Annotated in this window: 20 protein-coding genes and 1 tRNA gene; 7 read left to right on the forward strand and 14 right to left on the reverse strand. The window is 67.1% G+C overall.

The window, feature by feature from the left end:
- Positions 1–108: 108 nt before the first annotated feature.
- A complete protein-coding gene (locus FV217_RS03910) occupies positions 109–354 on the reverse strand; it encodes a hypothetical protein (RefSeq protein WP_147814683.1) in 246 nt (81 codons plus the stop codon).
- 405 nt (positions 355–759) lie between these two features.
- On the opposite strand from FV217_RS03910, the gene FV217_RS03915 reads away from it, so the two are divergent.
- Positions 760–1,581, forward strand: a complete 822-nt coding sequence (locus tag FV217_RS03915; RefSeq protein WP_147814685.1) for an FTR1 family protein — start codon at positions 760–762, stop codon at positions 1,579–1,581.
- Positions 1,582–1,603: 22 nt separating this feature from the next.
- Here FV217_RS03915 and FV217_RS22675 read toward each other — a convergent pair whose 3' ends face one another.
- From FV217_RS22675 to FV217_RS03930, 5 genes are all read right to left on the reverse strand, one after another.
- Complete coding sequence (locus FV217_RS22675; protein WP_187272421.1) at positions 1,604–1,771, reverse strand: hypothetical protein; 168 nt, start codon at positions 1,769–1,771, stop codon at positions 1,604–1,606.
- Between the two features lie 93 nt (positions 1,772–1,864).
- On the reverse strand, positions 1,865–2,041 hold the full coding sequence (locus FV217_RS22680) for a hypothetical protein (RefSeq protein ID WP_187272422.1): 177 nt from the start codon (positions 2,039–2,041) through the stop codon (positions 1,865–1,867).
- A gap of 160 nt (positions 2,042–2,201) precedes the next feature.
- Positions 2,202–2,621 carry an RNA polymerase-binding protein DksA gene (dksA, locus tag FV217_RS03920; protein WP_147814499.1) on the reverse strand — a complete coding sequence of 140 codons (420 nt, stop codon included), beginning with the start codon at positions 2,619–2,621 and terminating at the stop codon, positions 2,202–2,204.
- Positions 2,622–2,908: 287 nt separating this feature from the next.
- Positions 2,909–3,937, reverse strand: a complete 1,029-nt coding sequence (locus FV217_RS03925) for a hypothetical protein (protein WP_147814500.1) — start codon at positions 3,935–3,937, stop codon at positions 2,909–2,911.
- A gap of 4 nt (positions 3,938–3,941) precedes the next feature.
- Positions 3,942–5,315 carry an MBOAT family O-acyltransferase gene (locus tag FV217_RS03930; protein ID WP_147814502.1) on the reverse strand — a complete coding sequence of 458 codons (1,374 nt, stop codon included), beginning with the start codon at positions 5,313–5,315 and terminating at the stop codon, positions 3,942–3,944.
- Positions 5,316–5,545: 230 nt separating this feature from the next.
- Between FV217_RS03930 and FV217_RS03935 the strand changes: the two genes are divergently transcribed.
- Complete coding sequence (locus FV217_RS03935) at positions 5,546–7,225, forward strand: HWE histidine kinase domain-containing protein (protein WP_147814504.1); 1,680 nt, start codon at positions 5,546–5,548, stop codon at positions 7,223–7,225.
- 6 nt (positions 7,226–7,231) lie between these two features.
- Here the strand turns inward: FV217_RS03935 and FV217_RS03940 are convergent, their stop codons facing one another.
- On the reverse strand, positions 7,232–7,663 hold the full coding sequence (locus FV217_RS03940; RefSeq protein WP_147814506.1) for a flagellar assembly protein FliX: 432 nt from the start codon (positions 7,661–7,663) through the stop codon (positions 7,232–7,234).
- A 283-nt stretch (positions 7,664–7,946) separates the two neighbouring features.
- Here FV217_RS03940 and FV217_RS03945 point away from each other — a divergent pair, with 283 nt between their 5' ends.
- From FV217_RS03945 to FV217_RS03955, 3 genes are read left to right on the forward strand one after another with little or no spacing between them, the layout of a single operon-like run.
- Positions 7,947–9,047: a flagellar basal body P-ring protein FlgI gene (locus FV217_RS03945; RefSeq protein ID WP_306424640.1), complete on the forward strand. Its 1,101-nt coding sequence runs from the start codon at positions 7,947–7,949 to the stop codon at positions 9,045–9,047.
- A 24-nt stretch (positions 9,048–9,071) separates the two neighbouring features.
- The gene (locus FV217_RS03950) at positions 9,072–9,434 is read left to right on the forward strand and encodes a rod-binding protein (protein WP_147814510.1); all 363 of its coding nucleotides are present in this window, start codon (positions 9,072–9,074) and stop codon (positions 9,432–9,434) included.
- Positions 9,421–9,900 carry a hypothetical protein gene (locus tag FV217_RS03955; RefSeq protein ID WP_147814512.1) on the forward strand — a complete coding sequence of 160 codons (480 nt, stop codon included), beginning with the start codon at positions 9,421–9,423 and terminating at the stop codon, positions 9,898–9,900. Before FV217_RS03950 ends, FV217_RS03955 begins: the two co-directional genes overlap by 14 nt.
- A gap of 4 nt (positions 9,901–9,904) precedes the next feature.
- Here FV217_RS03955 and FV217_RS03960 read toward each other — a convergent pair whose 3' ends face one another.
- The 6 genes from FV217_RS03960 to FV217_RS03985 all read right to left on the reverse strand — a co-directional run bounded on the left by FV217_RS03960 (position 9,905) and on the right by FV217_RS03985 (position 17,065).
- Positions 9,905–10,222 (reverse strand): porin, encoded by a 318-nt coding sequence (locus FV217_RS03960; RefSeq protein WP_147814514.1) that lies wholly within the window; start codon positions 10,220–10,222, stop codon positions 9,905–9,907.
- A gap of 266 nt (positions 10,223–10,488) precedes the next feature.
- Positions 10,489–12,912 (reverse strand): endopeptidase La, encoded by a 2,424-nt coding sequence (lon, locus tag FV217_RS03965; RefSeq protein ID WP_147814516.1) that lies wholly within the window; start codon positions 12,910–12,912, stop codon positions 10,489–10,491.
- Between the two features lie 257 nt (positions 12,913–13,169).
- Positions 13,170–14,441: an ATP-dependent Clp protease ATP-binding subunit ClpX gene (clpX, locus tag FV217_RS03970; RefSeq protein ID WP_147079264.1), complete on the reverse strand. Its 1,272-nt coding sequence runs from the start codon at positions 14,439–14,441 to the stop codon at positions 13,170–13,172.
- A 224-nt stretch (positions 14,442–14,665) separates the two neighbouring features.
- On the reverse strand, positions 14,666–15,292 hold the full coding sequence (locus FV217_RS03975; protein WP_147079266.1) for an ATP-dependent Clp protease proteolytic subunit: 627 nt from the start codon (positions 15,290–15,292) through the stop codon (positions 14,666–14,668).
- A 124-nt stretch (positions 15,293–15,416) separates the two neighbouring features.
- The gene (gene tig / locus FV217_RS03980) at positions 15,417–16,820 is read right to left on the reverse strand and encodes a trigger factor (RefSeq protein WP_147814518.1); all 1,404 of its coding nucleotides are present in this window, start codon (positions 16,818–16,820) and stop codon (positions 15,417–15,419) included.
- Between the two features lie 160 nt (positions 16,821–16,980).
- Positions 16,981–17,065, reverse strand: a tRNA-Leu gene (locus FV217_RS03985).
- 171 nt (positions 17,066–17,236) lie between these two features.
- Here FV217_RS03985 and FV217_RS03990 point away from each other — a divergent pair.
- Positions 17,237–18,655, forward strand: coding sequence for a multicopper oxidase family protein (locus FV217_RS03990; RefSeq protein WP_147814520.1), 1,419 nt, complete (start codon positions 17,237–17,239; stop codon positions 18,653–18,655).
- Here the strand turns inward: FV217_RS03990 and FV217_RS03995 are convergent.
- The gene (locus FV217_RS03995; protein ID WP_147814522.1) at positions 18,648–20,168 is read right to left on the reverse strand and encodes an NAD(P)H-hydrate dehydratase; all 1,521 of its coding nucleotides are present in this window, start codon (positions 20,166–20,168) and stop codon (positions 18,648–18,650) included. The two genes, FV217_RS03990 and FV217_RS03995, sit on opposite strands and share 8 nt — an antisense overlap.
- Before the next feature lie 206 nt (positions 20,169–20,374).
- Here FV217_RS03995 and FV217_RS04000 point away from each other — a divergent pair, with 206 nt between their 5' ends.
- Complete coding sequence (locus FV217_RS04000; protein WP_147814524.1) at positions 20,375–20,713, forward strand: P-II family nitrogen regulator; 339 nt, start codon at positions 20,375–20,377, stop codon at positions 20,711–20,713.

The following is a 20,713-nucleotide window of genomic DNA, read 5'->3' on the forward strand; positions in this document are numbered from 1 at the left end:
TGCAGAATGCTGACACCGGCCTCGATCCCGAGGAAATTGACGGTTGAGGCCGTGTGCCGGCGGGAAGGAAATCCGCCGAGGGCGTGAAATCCGTTCCGGTCCACTATTTCAGCGGCAGATCGTGATCCGGCGGACGATCCAGCCCTCACCTTCCACCCAGAGGCGTTTGCGCGACTTGCTGCAGGTCGCGGAATCTTCGTCGTCCACTGCCGTCGCAGGCTGAGCCTGCACGGCATCCGCCACTTTCGTCGGGTTGCGGTCGACCTGCGCGGGAGCGGCGATGGCCGTCGATGCCGCGAAGCCCGATAGAAGCGTGCCGGTCAGGAGGACCGCGAGACGGCTTTTGACGGTCATGACATCCTGCCCGCGCGTACCGCCCGGCCACGCGCAATATTCGATCGATTCTCGCCGGGAACGCTCGGCCGCACTTGTACCGGAATAAGTCCGGCCATGGCCGTTCGGTTGCAGGCCGAAAGCGCATTCGCTGCCTGAAATCCGTGCATTCGCCTCGACCGGCCGATCGGTGTGGTCGGCTCCACCGCGACGACGCTGCAGATGCCGGGGCCTTGAAAAGATCTTCGAAACGGAGGTAGTCCGTCGCTGGAAATCAAGCCGGCCGCTCACCTGTCGTCGTTCCCGCGATTGCTTGTTCGGAACTGTTCCAAACAACCGATTCTGCCGGGTTCATCGATCGAAGTCTTTCCTCCGTGCAGGCCGTCAGGTGGAAGCGCGTTGCCGTCGAGTGAGGGAATGTCCGTGATGGTGGATGGGTCGACGTTCGCACAGGCCTTCACGATCTTGTTCCGGGAGGGGCTCGAAGCCCTCTTGGTGATCGCCGCCCTGGCGGCCTTCCTGCGCAAGGCGGGGGCCGCCGAGCGGATCGGGCCGCTCTATGCGGGTGCCGCCGCTGCCGTGGCTGCGAGCCTCGGCATGGCCTGGATTTTCGAAACCTATTACGACGGCAACCACAGCGACCTGTTCGAGGCGGCCGTGATGCTGCTCGCGGCGGCGCTGATGTTCTACATGAGCGGCTGGCTCTTCCTGCGCCAGGACCCGCGGGCCTGGCAGGCGGATCTGAACCGCCTCGCCGAGAAGGCGCTCGGCGCCGGGACGATCGTCTCGCTCGCGGCGATCGCCTTCCTCGCCGTGTTCCGCGAGGGCGCGGAGACGGTTCTCTTCCTGCATGCGTTGGCCAAGGGCGCCAACGGCTTCGACGGGAGCCTGCTTGCCGGGCTCGCCGCCGCTTCGATCGCGCTCATGGCGATGTTCGTGGCGATGCAGTGGCTGGCCCTGCGCCTGCCCCTGCGGCCGATGTTCATCATCACGTCGGCGTTTCTGTTCGTGATGGCGCTGAAGATGGTCGGCGCCGCCTTCCTCGAGCTTCAGGAGCAGGCCATCATCCCCGTGCACAACGATGGCGTGCCGGAATTCGTGAGCACGCTGGGCCTCAACGGAAGCTGGGAGGCTTTGGGCACGCAAGGCGTCATCGTCGTCATCGCCGCCTTGGCCAGCCTGCTGCTGCAGGCCCGCCGCGGCGGTAAGGGTTCGGCGTCGGCGAACCGCCCGGCTGCCGCGTCCTGAGGGATGCGGTGGGCCCCCGATCCTACTCCGCCGGCTCGCCGGCGGTGACGGAGATCATCGGCAGGGTCGTGGCGATCTCCACTCCCGTCATGGCGCCCGGCGACAGGTTCGACGTCGCCGCCACGGCGAGGCCGAGCACCAGGGTGAGCGCCAGAAGCGACGTTTCGATCCCGCGATAGAAGTCGTCCATGTCGGACCTCCGGGCCTTGATTCGGCTACGATCCGATCGTGGTCCCGAAGCGGTGAGGAAACGGTAACCGAGACCTCCCCGCGATCGATTTTGTCAGTGCTCGGTGCCGGGCCGGTTGGCGCGGGGCGCTTCCCCGTGGTGTTTCGTGAAAGCCGAGCGCTCCGGATCGTTCTTGGCTTTCGCGACGCGGCCACGCTGCCAGATCGCGAAGGCGGCGACCGCCACGATCGTGAAAATGGCAAGCAGCGGAATCAGGGTATCGTTCGACATTGCACTATGGCTCCGGGTTGGTTGTCCGGAGAAGCCGAACTGGTCGCCGATGTTCCTGGGTCAGGCAAAATACCGCACGGTCCTGCGCAAAGAAAAACAGCCAAGATGACCTTGGCCGTTCAGCGTTGCTCTCGGAGATGTCTGGTTCCGGCGATCGATCTCAATCGTCGCGGTAGACACGCTCGCGGCGTTCGTGGCGTTCCTGCGCTTCGAGCGACAAGGTGGCGATCGGCCGGGCGTCGAGGCGCTTGAGCGAAATCGGCTCGCCCGTTTCCTCACAGAAGCCGTAAGAGCCATCCTCGATCCGGGCGAGGGCCGCATCGATCTTGCTGGTGAGCTTGCGCTGACGGTCGCGCGCCCGCAACTCGATGGCCCGGTCCGTCTCGGACGAGGCGCGGTCCGCGAGGTCGGGATGGTTCTCGTTCTCGCTCTGCAGAGACGTGAGCGTTCCCTGAGCTTCCCGAAGGATCTCGCTCTTCCAATTCACGAGCTTGCGACGGAAGTACTCGCGCTGCCGCTCGTTCATGAAAGGCTCCGCATCGGAGGGCGTGTAGCTCTCGTCGATCGTCACCTTCGCCATGGTTCGCCTCACGCCAATCCCTATCGGTCAGCCGCGATCATGGGCGAGCGTATAATCGAGGGATGGTGGCTTCACAACGTATGGCGGGCCGATTGGACGGGTCGACACGAAAAGCTGCCGCGATGAGGTAAACACGTCACGGTCGTATCGGTAAAACTCTCGGTAAATTCAACTTCGACACCGATCTCGACGATCCAGTTTCAAGAAATTCTTTCATGCCGTCCTACGGGCAGCTGCGAATAGAGATTTTCGGTCTTCGTTGATCGCCCGTGGAAGGCACGCGGCCGTCACCGAGCCTTGGTGCCGTCCTCCAGCGTCACGATGGCGGCGGCGATGTCCGCGGCGATTTTCTGCGCAAGGGGGTGCCGGTAGTGCGAGGGGTCGAAGAACAGGGCCGCGTCGCGCGCCTCCGGCCCGTCGCGGCGCCAGTCCAGCACGGCACTGCGCCGGTGCCCGCGCACGGATGCGGTGAGCGCCGCCTTGCAGGCCTGCTCCGCCCGCTCGCGCGGCGTTCCGGGCCGGGGCAACGCGTCGGCGTAGATCGGCGGAAACACCAGCACCAGCGCCGTCTCGGCCGGCAGGCCCGCTGCGATGGCGGCGAAACGTTCGGCCGCTGGAAAGGACGGACCGGCGGTTCCGGGTTCCGGCATCTCGGGAGCGCGCGCCTCGTGGCCGGCCGCCGTGCCCGGATGGCCGGTATGGCCGATGGCGGCGTAGTCGGCCTCGTAGTCCCACCAGCCGTCGCGCGGTGCGGTCTCGCGCTGCTTTCGTAGGAGCCAGCCGATCCGGTCCGGGAGTTCTTCCAGGACCGACCAGCGCAGCAGGCCGCGCAGGTAGACCGCAATGTGCTCCGAAAACAACCAGAACGGGAACGGTTTGTCGTTCGGCAGGGCCGGATCGTTCGTGCACCAGAGGTTGTCGGCGGCGACGACCAGGGCACGGGGCGCGGCATGGTGGCGGAGGTACCAGTTCATCAACGCGAACTGCTCGTTCGGCCCCGTCGCCGGTATGGAGAGCTGCACGAACGGAATCCCGGTCGCTTGGGCGAGACGGCCCGGCTCGATGAGCTGAATGTGCGAGTTGCCGAAGACCGCGCCCTGGTAGGCTGGATCGCGCCCGCGCAGGGCGGCGGAGGTGCGCGGTCCCTGCGGCCGCACCGCGCCGACGGAGAGCAGCGGCGAACGCCCGCTGTCGAAAGGGTCGATCGCGTAGGCGAGCGCGAGATAGCCGGCGACGATGCCGGCGAACGCCTGGATGAAGCCGCGGGTCCACCCGGCCCAGCGTGTCTCTGCGTCTGATCTCTCGGAGCCGGTCATCCGCTCAGAACTGGAAATAGATGAACTCGTAATTCGCATCGTCCCCGATTTTCAGGAGCACGACCACGAACAGCACTGCGGCAGCGATGGCGAGCGTTCGGCTCGGCGGCGCCTTGTGGACCGCAGCCCAGGCGCTGGGCCCGAGCGTCGCGACGGCTGCGGCGATGGCGATGGTGCGCCATTTGAAGGCGGACCCGGCGGGCGCCAGCCCGAACAGCCCCTTGAACACCGCGAGCGCCGCCTCGAAGCTCGTCGCGCGGAACAGCACCCAGGTGAGCATCACGAACAGCAGCGTCAGCGCCCAGCCGAGCACCGCCGGCATGGTTCGCCCGGCCTTGCGCCAGAGCACGCCGGCCGCGAGTCCGAGACCGTGGGCGGCGCCCCAGGCGACGAAGGTCGGCCCGGCTCCGTGCCAGAGACCGCCGAGCGTCATCGTCGCGAACAGCGCGGCCATCTGCAAGGCGAGGCCGCGGCGATTGCCGCCGAGAGCGATGTAGAGGTAGTCGCGCAGGAAGCGCGACAGCGTCATGTGCCAACGCCGCCAGAAATCGCGCAGCGACGTGGAGCGGTAGGGCACGTCGAAATTCTGCGGCAGCACGAGACCGAACAGCAGCGCGATGCCGAGTGCCATGTCGGTGTAGCCGGAGAAATCGAAATAGATCTGGAAGGTGAAGCCGAGCGTCGCCTGCCAGGCCTCGGCCATGGTCACGACCTTGCCCGCGGCCGCCGCCTGGAAGACCGGATTCACGTAGACGCTGAGCGGATCGCCGAGCAGCACCTTTTTCGCGAGCCCGACCGTGAGCAGCAGGATGCCGCGGCCGATCCGCTCCATGGCGTCGGCGCGCGCGTACGGGCGCTCGTCGAACTGGTGCATGATCTCGCTCCAGCGCACGAGCGGGCCGGCGAGAACCTGCGGGAAGAAGGCGATGTAGAGGGCGTACTTCGTTAGCCCGAAGGCCGGCGCGCGACCGGCCCTCAGGTCGGTCAGGTACATGATGTGGTGGAAGGTGAAGAACGAGATCCCGAGCGGCAGCACCCAATCGAGATGGGGCAGTGCTGCGCCGGGCAGCAGGTTGGCGAGATCGGCGAAGAAGTTCAGATACTTGAAGAGTGCCAGGATCAGCAGGTTCGCGCCGATCGCCAGCGGGATCAGCCAGGCGACGGGGCGCGCGAGGAAGGCCCGCGCCACCAGCCAGTTCAGCCCGATCGAGGCCAGCAGCAACGGCACGAAGCGGACATCCCACCAGCCGTAGAACACGAAGGACAGCAGCACGAGCAGCGGCAGCCGCCAGTCCGGCCGATAGCGCTCGGCGAGCGCGTGCAGCGCCAGGGCGACCGGCAGGAAGGCGAGGAGGAAGATGAACGAGTTGAAGAGCATGGACGCCGCATCGGCTGCGCTATCCAGGGCGCGTCGCTTGCGTTCGCCCCCTCACGCGGGCGTCTTGTCGGGGATCGGCACGGCACCGTCAACGAAGCGCTGAATCCGCGTCGGCCTCGGCCGCGCCCTCCATCCGCGCTGCGGCGATGCGGTCTTGCCCGTACACTTCCCATCTCGTTGTCCGGACAGCCCTTTCCGGCTAAGCTCGAAAGCCTCCAGACGAGCGGCACGTGACCGAACCAAGCCATAAACCTCTGTCTGCCGAAGAGCTTGCTGCGGAGAACACGCGCCTGCGCGCACTGTTGCGGGATGCGGGCCTCGATTCCCGGCGGCTCGTGCAGCGGCAGATGCAGGCGGCCGACCGTGACTACCAGCTCGATCTCGCGGGCGCCGTCTCGGAGATCGGGGCCTCCGGCGATCTCGAGGCCGAACTGCGGGTCAGCCGTGCCGCCCTGGCGCTGAGCGAGGAGCGCCTCGCCTTCGCCGTCGAGGCCTCCGGGTCGCTCGGCTGGTGGGACTGGGACATCGTGCAAGATCGCGTCTACGCAGGCGAGACCTTCGCGCGGATGTACGGCGTCGACCCCGCCATCGCGGCCTCGGGCGCGCCGATCCTGGAGTTCATCGACGGCATCCACCCGGACGACAGAGCCTTCGTCGGCAAGCGGATCGAGGCGGCCATCGCCACGGCCGGGGAGTTCCGCGAGGAGTATCGCCTGCTGGGGCGCGACGGCACCGTGACGTGGATCTATGCCCGCGGCCGCTGCTACCACGATGCGCAGGGCAGGCCCTCCCGCTATCCCGGCATCGCCATCGACATCACCGAGCGGAAGGCCGCCGAGCAGCGCAAGGACGCCCTGGTCGAGCTCGGCGACCGTCTGCGCGACCTCGACGAAATCGGAGAGATCGCCTACGCGGCGGCCGAGGTCATGGCCCGGGCGCTCGGCGCGACGCGAGCCGGCTACGGCCTCGTCGACCATGCCCGCGAGACCGTGACGATGCAGCCGGACTGGCGCAGGCCCGGCACCGCCAGCATCACCGGCCTGCACCGCTTCCGCGACTACGGCTCGTTCATCGACGACCTGAAGCGCGGCGAGACCGTGATCGTCGCCGACGTGACCGACGATCCGCGGACGCGGGGGATGTCGGACGCGCTGATCGGCCTCGGCATCCGCGTGCTCGTCAACGTACCGATCGTCGAGCGCGGCCGGCTCGCGGCGGTCGCCTTCGTGCATTACGATCGGGCGCATGACTGGACGCAGGAGGAGGTCGCCTTCGTGCGCACGGTCGCGGACCGGACCCAGGCGGCCGTCGCCCAGGCGCGCGCCGAGGAGCAGCAGCGCTGGCTCAACGGCGAATTGAGCCATCGGCTCAAGAACACGCTCGCGATGGTGCAGTCGATCGCGACGCAGACCCTCCGCAACGCCTCCGATCTCGACACGGCGCGCGAGGATCTCGTCCCGCGCCTGATCGCGCTCGGCAAGGCGCACGACATCCTGCTCGCCGGCCGCCGCGAGAGCGCCGAAGTGGCCGACGTGGTGCGCGGCGCCCTGGCCCTCCATGCCGACGGGCAAGGGCGCTTCGCGATCGACGGGCCGTCGATGCATGTCGATCCGTCCATCGCGCTGTCGCTCTCGCTGATCCTGCACGAGTTGGCGACGAACGCCGCGAAGTACGGGTCGCTCTCGCATGCGAGCGGTCATGTCTCGGTGGTCTGGTCCGTCGTCGGCACCGGCGAGGACGTCACCTTCCGCCTGAGCTGGACCGAGCGCGGCGGCCCCACGGTCGCGCCGCCATCGCGAAGGGGGTTCGGATCGCGGCTGATCGAGCGCGGGCTTTCGGGTGGTTCGGTCGAGACGGACTATGCGCCCGAGGGCCTGACCTGCACGCTGGAGGCGCTTCTCGGAAGCTGACCGGCGTCAGACGCCGCGCAGGGCTTCGAGCTTGGCGAGCTCCACGGCGGCACGCAGTTCGATGTCGGCGACGAGGCCGTCGAGGCGGGGGTCGCCGCTCGATTCGGCATGCTCGGACAGGCGTCCCGCGATCGCCTGCAATTCGTGCGTCGCGACGCGGCCTCCCAGGATCGCCGCCTTGAGGCGGTCGAGGCCGTCGAGGAGGTCGTGCCCGCGCTTCACCGAGCGGCGACGGCGCTCCTGCGGCGCATCCTGGTTGCCCTGGAGCGTGAGGATGGCGTCGAGGCCGGCGAGCATGCCCGTTTGCGCCGTGGCGGCCGTGCCCGGGCGGGTCACCTGCGCGCTCTCCGCGAGCGAGAAGGCCCGTGCTCCCTCGGCCCGGCGCCCGGCGGAGGCCGGGCCGGCGGCGACGGTGGCGAAGCGGTGCTCGACGCGCATGATCCTGGCCGCGGGTGGGAACGGAAACCCCGGAGGGTTCGACCCGTTTAGTCTTCCGGCCGTCATGGTTAACCACCGGTAAACTGCCCGGCAGAAGCTGCCGGGCCGGCAGGAACGGACGGGTTGCCGGCCCGGCGCCGCCAGTCAATGAAATCGTGAAATATCATAGATTTCAACGCTTTGAATAAATCCGAAACATGGCACGGCGCTCGCAACATGGGTCTCGACATTCATCGAGTCCCTCATGACCCCGCGTCCCGTCCGGCTCAGCTCCTTCCCCCTCCTGGCGCTCCTGGCGCTGGGGCTCGGCCTGTGGCTGTCGGCCACCGGCACGGCCTCGGCGCTGTCGCGGGTGAAGGATCTCGCCTCGATCGAAGGCGTGCGGCAGAACCAACTCGTCGGCTACGGCATCGTCGTCGGCCTTAACGGTACCGGCGACACGCTCAACAACATCCCCTTCACCAAGCAATCGCTGCAGGCGATGCTGGAGCGGCTCGGCGTCAACACGCGGGGCGCCACCATGCGCACCCAGAACCTCGCCGCGGTGATGGTGACCGCGAGCCTCCCGCCCTTCGGCACGCAGGGCAACCGCATCGACGTCACCGTGTCCTCGCTCGGCGACGCCAAGTCGCTGCAGGGCGGCACGCTGCTGGTGACACCGCTGCTCGGCGCCGACGGCGAGGTCTATGCGCTGGCACAAGGGTCGGTGGCCATCGCCGGGTTCTCGGCCGAGGGCGAGTCCGCCAAGATCACCCGTGGCGTGCCGACTAACGGCCGCATCTCCAACGGCGCGATGATCGAGCGCGAGGTCGCATTCAAGCTTAACGACGCCCGCACACTGCGTCTCTCGTTGCGCAACCCCGACTTCACCACCTCGAAGCGCATTGCCTCGGTGATCAACGATTTCATGGGCTCCGATACGGCCGAGCCGACGGACCCGGCCACCGTCACGCTGCAGATCCCGGCGAAGTATCACGGCAACATGATCCGCCTCATCACCGAGGTGGAGCAGCTCAAGGTCGAGCCCGACCAGACCGCCCGCGTGATCGTCGACGAGCGCTCCGGCATCATCGTGATGGGCCGCGACGTGCGCGTCTCCACCGTGGCGATCGCCCAGGGCAACCTGACGGTGACGATCACCGAGCAGCCGCAGGTGAGCCAGCCGGCTCCGCTCTCGAACGGTCAGACCGTGGTGGTGCCGCGCACCGCCGTGAAGGTCGATACCGGCGACGGCAACAAGCTCGCGCTGGTCAAGGAGGGTGTGACGCTGCGCGAACTCGTCGACGGCCTCAACGCGCTCGGCGTCGGACCGCGCGACCTGATCTCGATTCTCCAGGCCATCAAGAGCGCCGGCGCGCTCCAGGCCGACATCGAACTCATGTGATCCTGAAGAAGTGAGGGCCTGATCATGCTTCCCCTGGCAACCTTCGCGGCCTCCGCGGCCGTTGGCGTCGGAAAGGCGCTGGCCGGCGCGCTCGCCAAGACCGACACCGACACCATGGACACCGCCAAGGCGGCGGCCTCCGCGAAGGCGCACAAGACCGCAAACGACTTCGAGTCGATGTTCCTCGAGAACAGCCTGGAATCGATCACGCAGTCGAGCGGCACCGAAGGTCCGCTCGGCGAGAACGGCACCGGTGGCGGCGTCTGGCGCTCGATGCTGACCAAGGAATATGCCGGCTCCATCGTGAAGAGCGGCGGCGTCGGCATCGCCAGCCAAGTCTATTCCGAGATGATGAAGATGCAGGAGGCCCGCAGTGCAGGCGCCTGATCCACGCGCCGTCCGCATCCTCGACAAGGCTTCCGCTGACGCCTTCGTCGCCGGATTGATGGCGACGATGCGCGACCTCGACGCTGTGCTTGCGAGCGAGAGCGACGGTGTCCGTGCCGGGCGCATCCGCGAAGCGATGGTCGAGGGGCCGCGCAAGGCCGAACTCGCCTCCGCCTACCTGAACGGCCTGGAGGCGGCCAAGGCCAACGCCATCGCCCTGGCCCGCTTCGCGCCTTCGGGCATCGAGACCCTAAAGGCCGCCCATCGCCGCTTCACTGCCGTGGTCGAGATGAACCAGACCGTGCTCGCCACGGCCCGCACCGTTTCCGAAGGGCTGATACGGACGCTCGCCGACGAACTCGGCAAGGCCAGCACCTCGACCGTCTACGGCCGGCCGTCGGCTGCCCCCTCCCCCTACGGCCGCAACGCCGGACGGGCGCCGCTGGTGCTGTCGCGGAGCCTGTGACTGGTCAGCGGCGTCCGGCGTCGACCCGTACGAACGTGCGCAGCGGGCCGGCATCGGTCTCGCTGCGGGTGTCGATCGAGAGCCGGCCATGGCTCGCTGCCGTCGATGGCGCGCGTATCCGCGCGCCGGCATCGGTGCCGACTGCGACCCGGCCGGAAATGCGGATGCAGGTGGTTGTGCCGGGGATCCGGCCGAAGCCGGCGCCCTGCTCCGGACAGGCCTCCAACGCGCCTTCCGAAGGCAGCGGGCCCCGCTCGACGGCGAGCGCCGGCGCGGTCGCCAGGAGCATGGCGAGTGGGCAGAGATAGAAGAGACGTGCCATGGCGCGGATCCTGTCGAACACCGAGCGAGCGTCAAAGCTAGGCCATCCACGCCGTCCGGCCTAGATCACGCTGCGTTTTGATCGAACCGATCAAAACGCAGCGTGATCGGTTCAAAAGTCTGGAGCAGGCTTCGCACGAAAAACCGTTGCCACTTTTTTGCAGCCTGCTCCAGCTCGGACCCGCATCACCCCGTCAGCACACAAAAAAGAACCTCCGAGGGTGGACCCCCGGAGGTTCTTGTCGTTTCAGGCCTCAAGTGATCGCCTCAGTGGGCGACCACCGCTGCGCCGTCTTCCTGGCCCGGCTTCTTCACCGGGGGCAGCGGCTCGTCCCACTCGATCGCCTTGGGCTGGCGGACCAGGGCGTGGATCAGGACCTGCTCCATGCGCGCGACGGGGATGATGTCCATGCCGTTCTTCACGCTGTCGGGCACCTCGACGAGGTCCTTGGCGTTTTCTTCCGGGATCATCACCGTCTTGATGCCGCCGCGGAGCGCAGCCAGCAGCTTCTCCTTCAAGCCGCCGATCGGCAGGATGCGGCCGCGCAGCGTAACCTCACCGGTCATGGCGACGTCGCGGCGCACCGGGATGCCGGTGAGCGTCGAGATGATCGCTGTCGCCATGGCAATGCCGGCCGACGGACCGTCCTTCGGGGTCGCACCCTCGGGAACGTGGACGTGGATGTCCCGGCGCTCGAACAACGGCGGTTCGATGCCGAAATCGACGGCCCGCGAGCGGACGTAGCTCGCCGCCGCGGAAATCGACTCCTTCATCACGTCGCGCAGGTTGCCGGTGACCGTCATCTTGCCCTTGCCGGGCATCATGACACCTTCAATCGTCAGCAACTCGCCGCCGACCTCTGTCCAGGCCAGGCCGGTGACGACACCGACCTGATCGTCCGCGTCGATCTCGCCGTAGCGGAACTTCGGCGGGCCGAGGAATTCCGGCAGGGTCTCCGGTGTGCCCTCGACGGTCTTGACCTTGTTGATCAAGATCTCCTTCACCGCCTTGCGGGCGAGGTTGGAGATCTCACGCTCGAGATTCCGCACGCCCGCCTCGCGGGTGTAGCGGCGGATGAGCATCATCAGGCCATCGTTCGTGATCGACCACTCCTTGACGTCCAGACCATGCTTCTTGAGCGTGTTCGGGATCAGGTGGCGGCGCGCGATCTCGGCCTTCTCGTCCTCGGTGTAGCCGGCGATCCGGATGATCTCCATGCGGTCCATCAGGGGCGCAGGGATGTTCAGCGTGTTCGCCGTCGTCACGAACATCACGTTCGAGAGGTCGTAATCGACTTCCAGATAGTGGTCGTTGAAGGTCGCGTTCTGCTCGGGGTCGAGGACCTCCAGCAGGGCCGCCGACGGATCACCGCGGAAATCCATGCCCATCTTGTCGATCTCGTCGAGCAGGATGAGAGGGTTCGAGGTCTTGGCCTTGCGCATCGACTGTACGACCTTGCCCGGCATCGAGCCGATATAGGTCCTGCGGTGACCGCGGATTTCGGCCTCGTCCCGCACGCCGCCGAGCGACATGCGCACGAACTCGCGGCCCGTCGCCTTGGCGATGGACTTGCCGAGCGAGGTCTTGCCGACGCCGGGGGGGCCGACCAGGCAGAGGATCGGGCCGGTCAGTTTGTTCGCGCGCTGCTGCACGGCGAGGTACTCGACGATGCGGTCCTTGACCTTCTCCAGGCCGAAATGATCGTCGTCGAGCATGGCCTGCGCGCCGAGCAGATCTTTCTTGATCTTCGAGCGCTTGTTCCACGGGATGCCGAGCATCCAGTCGAGATAGTTGCGCACGACGGTCGCCTCGGCGGACATCGGCGACATCTGGCGCAGCTTCTTCAACTCGCCGGTGGCCTTCTCGCGGGCTTCCTTCGAGAGCTTGGTCTTCTCGATCTTCTCCTCGAGCTCGGCCAGTTCGTCGCGGCCGTCCTCGCCGTCGCCGAGCTCCTTCTGGATGGCCTTCATCTGCTCGTTGAGGTAGTACTCGCGCTGGGTCTTCTCCATCTGCCGCTTCACGCGGGTCCGGATGCGCTTCTCCACCTGGAGCACGGAGATCTCGCTCTCCATCAGCGACAGCACACGCTCGAGGCGCTGCGCCACCGTGGGGATCTCCAGGATCGCCTGCTTGTCGGCGATCTTGACCGCGAGATGCGAGCCGACCGTGTCGGCGAGCTTCGAGGGCTCGTCGATCTGCGTGACGGCGGAGACGACCTCGGGCGAGATCTTCTTGTTGAGCTTCACATAGTTCTCGAACTCGGAGATCACCGAGCGTGCCAGCGCCTCGGCCTCGACCCGGTCGCCGAGTTCGTCGGTGAGCGTCTCCGCGGTCGCCTCGTAATACTCGTCCGAACGGGTGAAAGCCTCGATCTTGGCGCGGCCGGCACCCTCGACCAGCACCTTCACGGTGCCGTCGGGCAGCTTCAGCAGCTGCAGCACGGAAGCCAGCGTACCGATCGTGTAGATCTGGTCCGTCGACGGATCGTCGTCACCGGCGTTGATCTGCGTGGCGAGCAGGATGTGCCGATCGGTGCGGACGGCCTCTTCGAGGGCGCGGATCGACTTCTCGCGTCCGACGAACAGCGGCACGATCATATGCGGGAATACGACGATGTCGCGCAGGGGCAAGACGGCGTAGGAGCCCGTCGAACCTGGGACGACCGGCTGGCGCGATTTCGACTGGGTCATAAGGTGGCTTCCCTTGTGCTCTGACGCCGGGCATTCGCTCCTCTCGACGAGCAAGCATCCTGCCACGGGCCGACCGGGCCGCGTATGGTCGGAGATCGGATCGAACGTGTGCGGCTGGCGACGCGGCACCGCACCTCGAAATGGGAGCGTGCGGCCACTGCGCTGTCGTTCAGGTGGCGCTCGCCGCCACCGCTTTCAAGTTTCACTTTCGCCGCAGCGAACGGGCCATGCCGCTGTTGCGGCACGGCCCGGATGTCTCACGCGCTGACGCTGGCCGGCGCTTCCTTGTTGCGGTCGCCGTGGATGTAGAGCGGCCGCGACTTGCCCTCCACGACCTCCGGTCCGATCACCACCTGCTCGACCGATTCCAGGCCCGGCAGATCGTACATCGTCTCCAGCAGGATCGTCTCCAGAATGGAGCGCAACCCGCGGGCGCCGGTCTTCCGCTCGATCGCCTTGCGGGCGACCATGGAGAGCGCCTCGTCCTGGAAGGTCAGCTCGACGTTCTCCATCTCGAAGAGACGGGCGTATTGCTTCACCAGGGCGTTCTTCGGCTCCTGCAGGATGCGCTTCAGCGCGGTCTCGTCGAGATCCTCGAGCGTCGCCAGGACGGGCAGACGGCCGACGAACTCGGGGATGAGGCCGAACTTCAAAAGATCCTCGGGCTCGACGGACCGGAACACCTCGCCGGTGCGGCGGTCGTCAGGGGCCTGCACGGTCGCGCCGAAGCCGATCGAGGTGCCCTTGCCGCGCTGGGAGATGATCCGCTCCAGCCCCGCGAAGGCGCCGCCGCAGATGAACAGGATGTTCGTCGTGTCGACCTGCAGGAACTCCTGCTGCGGGTGCTTGCGGCCGCCCTGCGGAGGCACGGAGGCGACGGTGCCCTCCATGATCTTCAGGAGCGCCTGCTGCACGCCCTCGCCCGAGACGTCGCGGGTGATCGAGGGGTTGTCCGACTTGCGGGAGATCTTGTCGATCTCGTCGATGTAGACGATGCCGCGCTGCGCCCGCTCGACATTGTAGTCGGAAGCCTGGAGCAGCTTGAGGATGATGTTCTCGACGTCCTCGCCGACGTAGCCGGCCTCGGTGAGCGTCGTGGCATCCGCCATCGTGAACGGCACGTCGAGGATGCGGGCGAGCGTCTGCGCGAGCAGCGTCTTGCCCGAGCCCGTCGGCCCGATCAGCATGATGTTGGACTTCGCCAGCTCGACGTCCGAGTGCTTCGTCGCGTGGGCGAGGCGCTTATAGTGGTTGTGGACTGCGACCGAGAGGACCTTCTTCGCGTAGTCCTGGCCGATGACGTAGTCATCGAGGACCCGGCGGATTTCCTTCGGGGTCGGGACGCCGTCGCGCGACTTCACGAGCGAGGATTTCGACTCCTCGCGGATGATGTCCATACACAGTTCGACGCACTCGTCGCAGATGAACACCGTCGGGCCCGCGATCAGCTTGCGGACCTCGTGCTGGCTCTTGCCGCAAAACGAGCAGTACAGCGTGCTCTTCGAGTCGTTGCCGCCAGTCTTGCTCATGTCCGTCTCCGCTCCGCGAGCGCGTCGCCGGCAAGGGACGAACGCGCATCGCTCATAGTTAAAGGTATCTGCCTAAAGAAACAGTCACCTCGGGGCCTGCATCGGGGCCGAAGGGATCAGAACCCCGATGCAATCATGCTGCCGCTTCCGGATCAACCTGCGGACTTTCCCGATCTGTCGCCAAAACGACGCATCGGGCCGCTGCCGGCTTCGCCGGCCGCAAATCATGCCGCTGCAGGCTCCGGCCGCTTGTGCAGGATGTCGTCGATGATGCCGAACTCCTTAGCGGCGTCGGCGGTCATGAAGTTGTCGCGCTCGAGGCCCTTCTCGATGGTCTCGTAGTCGCGGCCGGTGTGCTTCACGTAGATCTCGTTGAGGCGCCGCTTCAGGGCCTCGATCTCGCGGGCATGGATCAGGATGTCGGTGGCTTGGCCCTGGAACCCGCCAGAGGGTTGGTGGACCATGATGCGGGCGTTCGGCAGCGAGAAGCGCTGGCCGGGCTCACCGGCGCAGAGCAGCAGCGAACCCATCGAGGCCGCCTGACCCGTGCACAGCGTCGTCACCGGGCAGCGGATGAACTGCATGGTGTCGTAGATGGAGAGGCCCGAGGTCACCACGCCGCCGGGCGAGTTGATGTAGAAGGAGATTTCCTTCTTCGGGTTCTCGGCTTCGAGGAACAGCAGCTGCGCGACGATCAGCGATGCGCCGTAATCCTCGACCGGGCCGGTGAGGAAGATGATGCGCTCGCGCAGCAAGCGCGAATAGATGTCGAAGGCACGCTCGCCGCGGCTCGACTGCTCGACCACCATCGGGACGAGGTTGCTCTGAAAATAGTCGACCGGATCTCTCATCGTCACGCCCTCTGGGTCGGGGACCGGCCGGGACGAATCGCCCCGAAGCCGGTGTTACAAGCCAACTACGGCGGTACTTAACACCGCCTGATCGGGCCCGCTTCCCTGAACCCGGGTGCGGGCCTTAGCCGGCAGCCTTCTCGGCCGCCGCCTCGTTCGTCTCGGCAGGCGCGGCTTCCTCGTCGTCGTCGGCGAAGAGCGTCTCCTTGGAAACGGGCTCTTCAACGAGCGTGACCTGACCGAGGACGTGGTCGACGACCTTCTCCTCGAACAGCGGCGCGCGAAGCTCGGCGAGCGCCTGCGGATTGTTGCGATAGAAGTCGTAGACCACCTTTTCCTGGCCGGGGAACTGACGCACCCGGGCGAACAGGGCCTGGTTGACCTCTTCGTCGGAGATCTTGATATCGGCCGTCTCGCCGACCTGCGCAAGCACCAGTCCGAGACGCACCCGCCGCTCGGCGATGGTCTTGTACTCGGCGGTGGCCTTTTCCTCGGTCGTGCCCTCGTCCTCAAAGGTCTTTTCGCGAGTCTTCAGGTCCTGCTCGACCTGGGCCCAGACGCTGGCGAATTCCTGGGTCACGAGGCTCGGAGGCAGCTCGAAGGCGTACTTCTCGTCGAGGGCGTCGAGGAGCGCCTTCTTGAGCTTGCGGCGCGACTGTGCCTCGTAGTCGGTGCCGATGGCCTTGCTGACAGCCTCTTTCAGCTTCTCGAGGTCGTCCATGCCGAAGCGCTTGGCGAGTTCGTCGTCGATCACGACCTCGCCCGGGGCCTGGATGGACTTCACGGTGACATCGAACTCGGCATCCTTGCCGGCAAGCTGCTCGGCTTGGTAGCCCTCGGGGAAGGCGGTCTTGACGACACGGCTGTCGCCGGCCTTGGCGCCGACGAGCTGGTCCTCGAAGCCGGGGATGAAGCTGTTCGAACCGAGCTCCAGCTCGACGTCTTCACCCTTGCCGCCCTCGAACTCGACACCGTCGATCCGGCCGACGAAATCGATGGTGACCTTGTCGCCGGTCGCAGCCTCGGCACCCTCGTCCTTGGCGGAGAAGTCGCGGTTCTGCTTGGCCATGCGGTCCAGCGCCTCCTGCACCTCCTCGTCGGAGGGCTTCAGGACGGGCTTCGTCAGCGTGACGCCGGAGAGGTCGACGAGGTCGAAGGTTGGGAGCACTTCGAGCTTGATCTTGAAGGCGAGGTCGGCCTTGGCGTCGAGGGCGCGCTCGACGATGTTCTGCTCTTCGTCCTTCGGGAATTCGATCTGCGGCTCGAGTGCCAGCTTGAGGCTGTTGTCGGCGACGATCTTCTGGTTCGCCTCGTTGACGGCGTTCTGCAGCACGTCGGCCATCACGGACTTGCCGTAGACCTTGCGCAGATGCGCCACCGGCACCTTGCCGGGACGGAAGCCCTTGAGCTGGGCCTTGCCCTTGATGTTCGAGAGCTCGGTGTTCAGGCGATCCTCGAGCTCGCTCGCGGGCAGCAGCACCTGAAACTCGCGCTTCAGCCCTTCGGAAGTCGTCTCGGTCACCTGCATCGTCGTCTCGTCCGCTTCTCTGAAATTCGTACGCAATGGCTTCGTCCGCCGCGGGCAAGCCCGTGGCGGGGCGACGGACCGATCCGGGGGGTCGGGGGCCGTCTCGACGCGACCGCGGGGCAGCCCATCCCAGGCCCCTCGGCGGTCACGGCGGCTGGACTGGTGCGGGCGGAGGGGCTCGAACCCCCACGTCTTGCGACACTGGTACCTAAAACCAGCGCGTCTACCAATTCCGCCACGCCCGCGGGCACCTGCGAGGAGGCACACGTCCGGCCGCACAGGGGCGGCTCTATAACACGGGCATTCCGGGCCGCAGCAAAAAACTTACAGTCCCAGGCGGACCGGTGGCGGTTGGGTCCGCCCGCCGCTAAGAAACGGCCCGAGCGTTCCGCTTCGCCACAAACAATCCGAGTGCCATGCCGCCACGCGAAGCCCGGTCAGGACCCTCCCGACGCGCTCTCCTCGGAGGCGTCGCCGCCTTCGCCTGGGCGCCGCGTCCGGCCTTTTCCCAGAGCAACCCGAGCGCTGCACAGGCGGAGACGACCTGGACCACCGCCCCGGGTAAGGCGCGTCTGAAGCCTGAGCCGGCGCAGGAGACCCCGATCTGGTGCTTCGACGGCAAGTCGGTTCCGCCGGTGCTGCGGATCAAGCACGGCGAGGCGGTGCGCCTGAAACTCGAAAACAAGACCGAAAAACCGCTCTCCCTGCACTGGCACGGCGTGCGCAACCAGAACGCCATGGACGGGGTCGGCGGGGTGACGCAGCCGCCGATCGCGCCGGGCGCGACCTTCACCTACGCCTTCACGCCCCCGGATGCCGGGACCTCGGTGATCCGGCCACTGGTCGTCGGCGGATCGAGCGAGCCGTCCGGCCGCGGGCTTTCGGGCATGCTCGTCGTCGAGGAGAAGACGCCGCCGCCTGTCGATCGCGACCTGAGCTTCCTGCTGCAGGACGTGCGCCTCGACGACGACGGCCAGCCGCTACCCTTTGGTCAGGTCGCCTTCGCCGCAGCCTCGGGCCGGCTCGGCAATCTCGTCACCCTCAACGGGAAGCCGATTCCCGACGCCGTCGAGGTGCCGCCCGGCAGCCGTCTGCGGCTGCGCATCGCCAATGCCTGCAACGCGCGCACGACCCGCATCCGCTTCGACGGCGCCAAGGCCTACGTCGTGGCCGTCGACGGCCAGCCCACCGACACGTTCGAACCCCTTCGCGCGACGCTGCCCTTCGCGCCGGGTACCCGTTACGATCTGCTCGTCGACATGCCGGCCGAGGCCGGCGGCACGGTGACGATCAACGCGCTGATCGGCAGCGGCCTGGCACTCGCGACGATCACGACCAGGGGTACGCCGCTCACGCAGAAGCGCCCGGAGATCAAGGGGATCGGCAACAATACGCTGCTGCCGGCCGAGGTGCGTCTGCAGAACGCATTTCGCCGCGACCTGATCCTGACGGGCGGCGCCAAGGTCGACAAGGACAAGCCCGGCGTCGAGCCGGCCTATACCGGCGACCCGACCCGGATCTGGCAGGTCAACGGCGTCAGCGGCGCGGCGGGTGCCGCCCCCGCCTTCAGCGTGAAGCGCAGTCAGGTCGTGGTGCTGACGGTGCGCAACGACACATCGTTCCTGCAGACGCTCCACGTGCACGGCCACGCCTTCCGCCTGCTCCATCCCCTCGACGACGGCTGGGAGCCCTACTGGCTCGACACCTTCCAATTGCTCGACGGAAAGCTCGCCCGCATCGCCTTCCTCGCCGACAATCCCGGCCGCTGGCTGATCAGCTCCACGGTGCTTGAGCGGTTCGATACGGGGCTTTGGACGAGTTTCGAAGTCAGCTGAGCGCCAGCACCCCGGCCAACACCGCCGGCATCAACTCCGAAATGTCCTCCGCGATCAGCCCCGGCCCATGCCGGAGTCCGGCATCGCCGTGCAGCCAGACTCCGGCGCAGGAGGCTTCGAACGGGTCCATGCCCTGTGCCAGCAGTCCGGCGATCAGTCCGCCGAGTACGTCGCCGGAGCCGGCGGTGCCGAGATAGGGCGTGCCGTGGTCGTTGATCGCGGCCCGGCCGTCGGGCGCGGCGATCACGGTGTCGGCGCCCTTGAGCACCACGATGCCGCCGACGACCGCCGCGGCGCGCCGGGTGCGTTCGAGCTTGCTCAGGCCCTCGGCGACGGCGTCGGTGTTGGCGAAGAGCCGGGCGAACTCGCCCTCGTGCGGGGTCAGCACGGCCTGCGACCCGCCCTGGCCGAGATGGTCGGCGAGCAAAGGGGCCTGACCCTTGAAGCTCGTCAGCGCGTCGGCGTCGAGGACGAGCTTGCGGCCCGCCGAGGCTGCCACGGCGACGAGGTCGCGGGTGGCCTCGCCGATTCCGAGGCCGGGGCCGAGCAGCACCGTGTCGAGGCGCTCGTCGGTGAGGATGTCGTCGAGGTCGTCGGGACTGTCGCAGGCGCGCAGCATGATCGCGGTGAGGTGGGCGGCGTTCTCGGCCATCGCGCCGCTCGGCGAGACCACCGTGACCAGTCCGGCGCCCACGCGCAGCGCCCCGCGGGCGGCAAGCCGCGCCGCGCCGGTCTTGAAAGCCGGGCCCGACAGGACGAGGGCGTGGCCGCGGGTGTACTTGTGGCCCTCCGCGTAGGGACGCGGAAATGCAGGATTCCAGAGATCCGGCCCATTGCGGAATGCCGGCGCCCCATCTGCGGCAAGGCCGGCCTTCAGCGCCGCTTCGCCCGCGCCGATATCCACGACATGCAGCGTCCCGCAGAGCGAGCGCCCCGGCTGGAGCAGATGGCCGGGCTTGAGCGCCACGAACGTCACCGTCTCCACCGCCGAGACCGCGACACCCCGGATCTCGCCGCTGTCGCCGTCGAGGCCGCTCGGCACGTCGACCGCGACCACCGGCGTGTCGGACCGGCCGATCGCCTCGATCAGCGCCCGCGCCTCACCGTCGATGTCCCGCGTCAGCCCGGCACCGAAGATCGCATCGACGATCACGTCGAAGCCGCTAAAATCGCCGGCAGCTCCTGCGGCCTCGACAGCATGCCCGGCACGCGTCCAATCGGCGGCTGCGAGCGCGGCGTCGCCGGAAAGAGCGGAAATGTCGCCCAGCAGACGCAGCACGACGGGAAGGCCGCCATCGGAGAGCAGCCTTCCCGCGACGAAACCGTCGCCGCCGTTGTTTCCGGGGCCGCACAGGATCAAGACTCGCCCGCCCGCCGGCACCCGGGTGCGAACGCGATCGGCCACTGCCGCCCCGGCAGCCTGCATCAGCGCGTAGCCCGGCACACCGCCCGCGATGGCGGTCTCGTCGACCCGCCTCATCGCCGCGACGGTGATCAGACGGTTGGTCGTCATCGGTAGCGTCTCCGGTTCATGCTCGCGCATCGCTCAAGCCTTGCCTGCGGAATGGGCCATTGCGAGCAAATCGCCCAGATAATGCGCAGAATCTGCTCAACGCTTATGCAGTTTGCCCGAGGCTCCCGGCAAAACCCCGTGGCGGTCTTCGGGAGGCGGTGCTAGGAATCCATATCCTCGCGAAAGCGCAGATCAGGCGCCACCGAATGAAGAAGATCGAAGCGATCATCAAGCCGTTCAAGCTCGATGAGGTGAAGGAAGCTCTGCAGGACGTGGGGCTTCAAGGCATCACCGTGATCGAGGCCAAGGGCTTCGGTCGCCAGAAGGGTCACACCGAGCTGTATCGCGGCGCGGAATACGTCGTCGACTTCCTGCCCAAGGTGAAACTCGAGATCGTGCTCGGGGACGCGCAGGTCGAGGCTGCCGTGGAGGCGATCCGCAAGTCTGCTCAGACCGGCCGCATCGGCGACGGCAAGATCTTCGTGTCGACGATCGAGGAAGCCATTCGCATCCGCACCGGCGAGACGGGGCCGGACGCGATCTGA

This window comes from Methylobacterium sp. WL9, from assembly GCF_008040035.1.
Lineage (GTDB): Bacteria > Pseudomonadota > Alphaproteobacteria > Rhizobiales > Beijerinckiaceae > Methylobacterium > Methylobacterium thuringiense.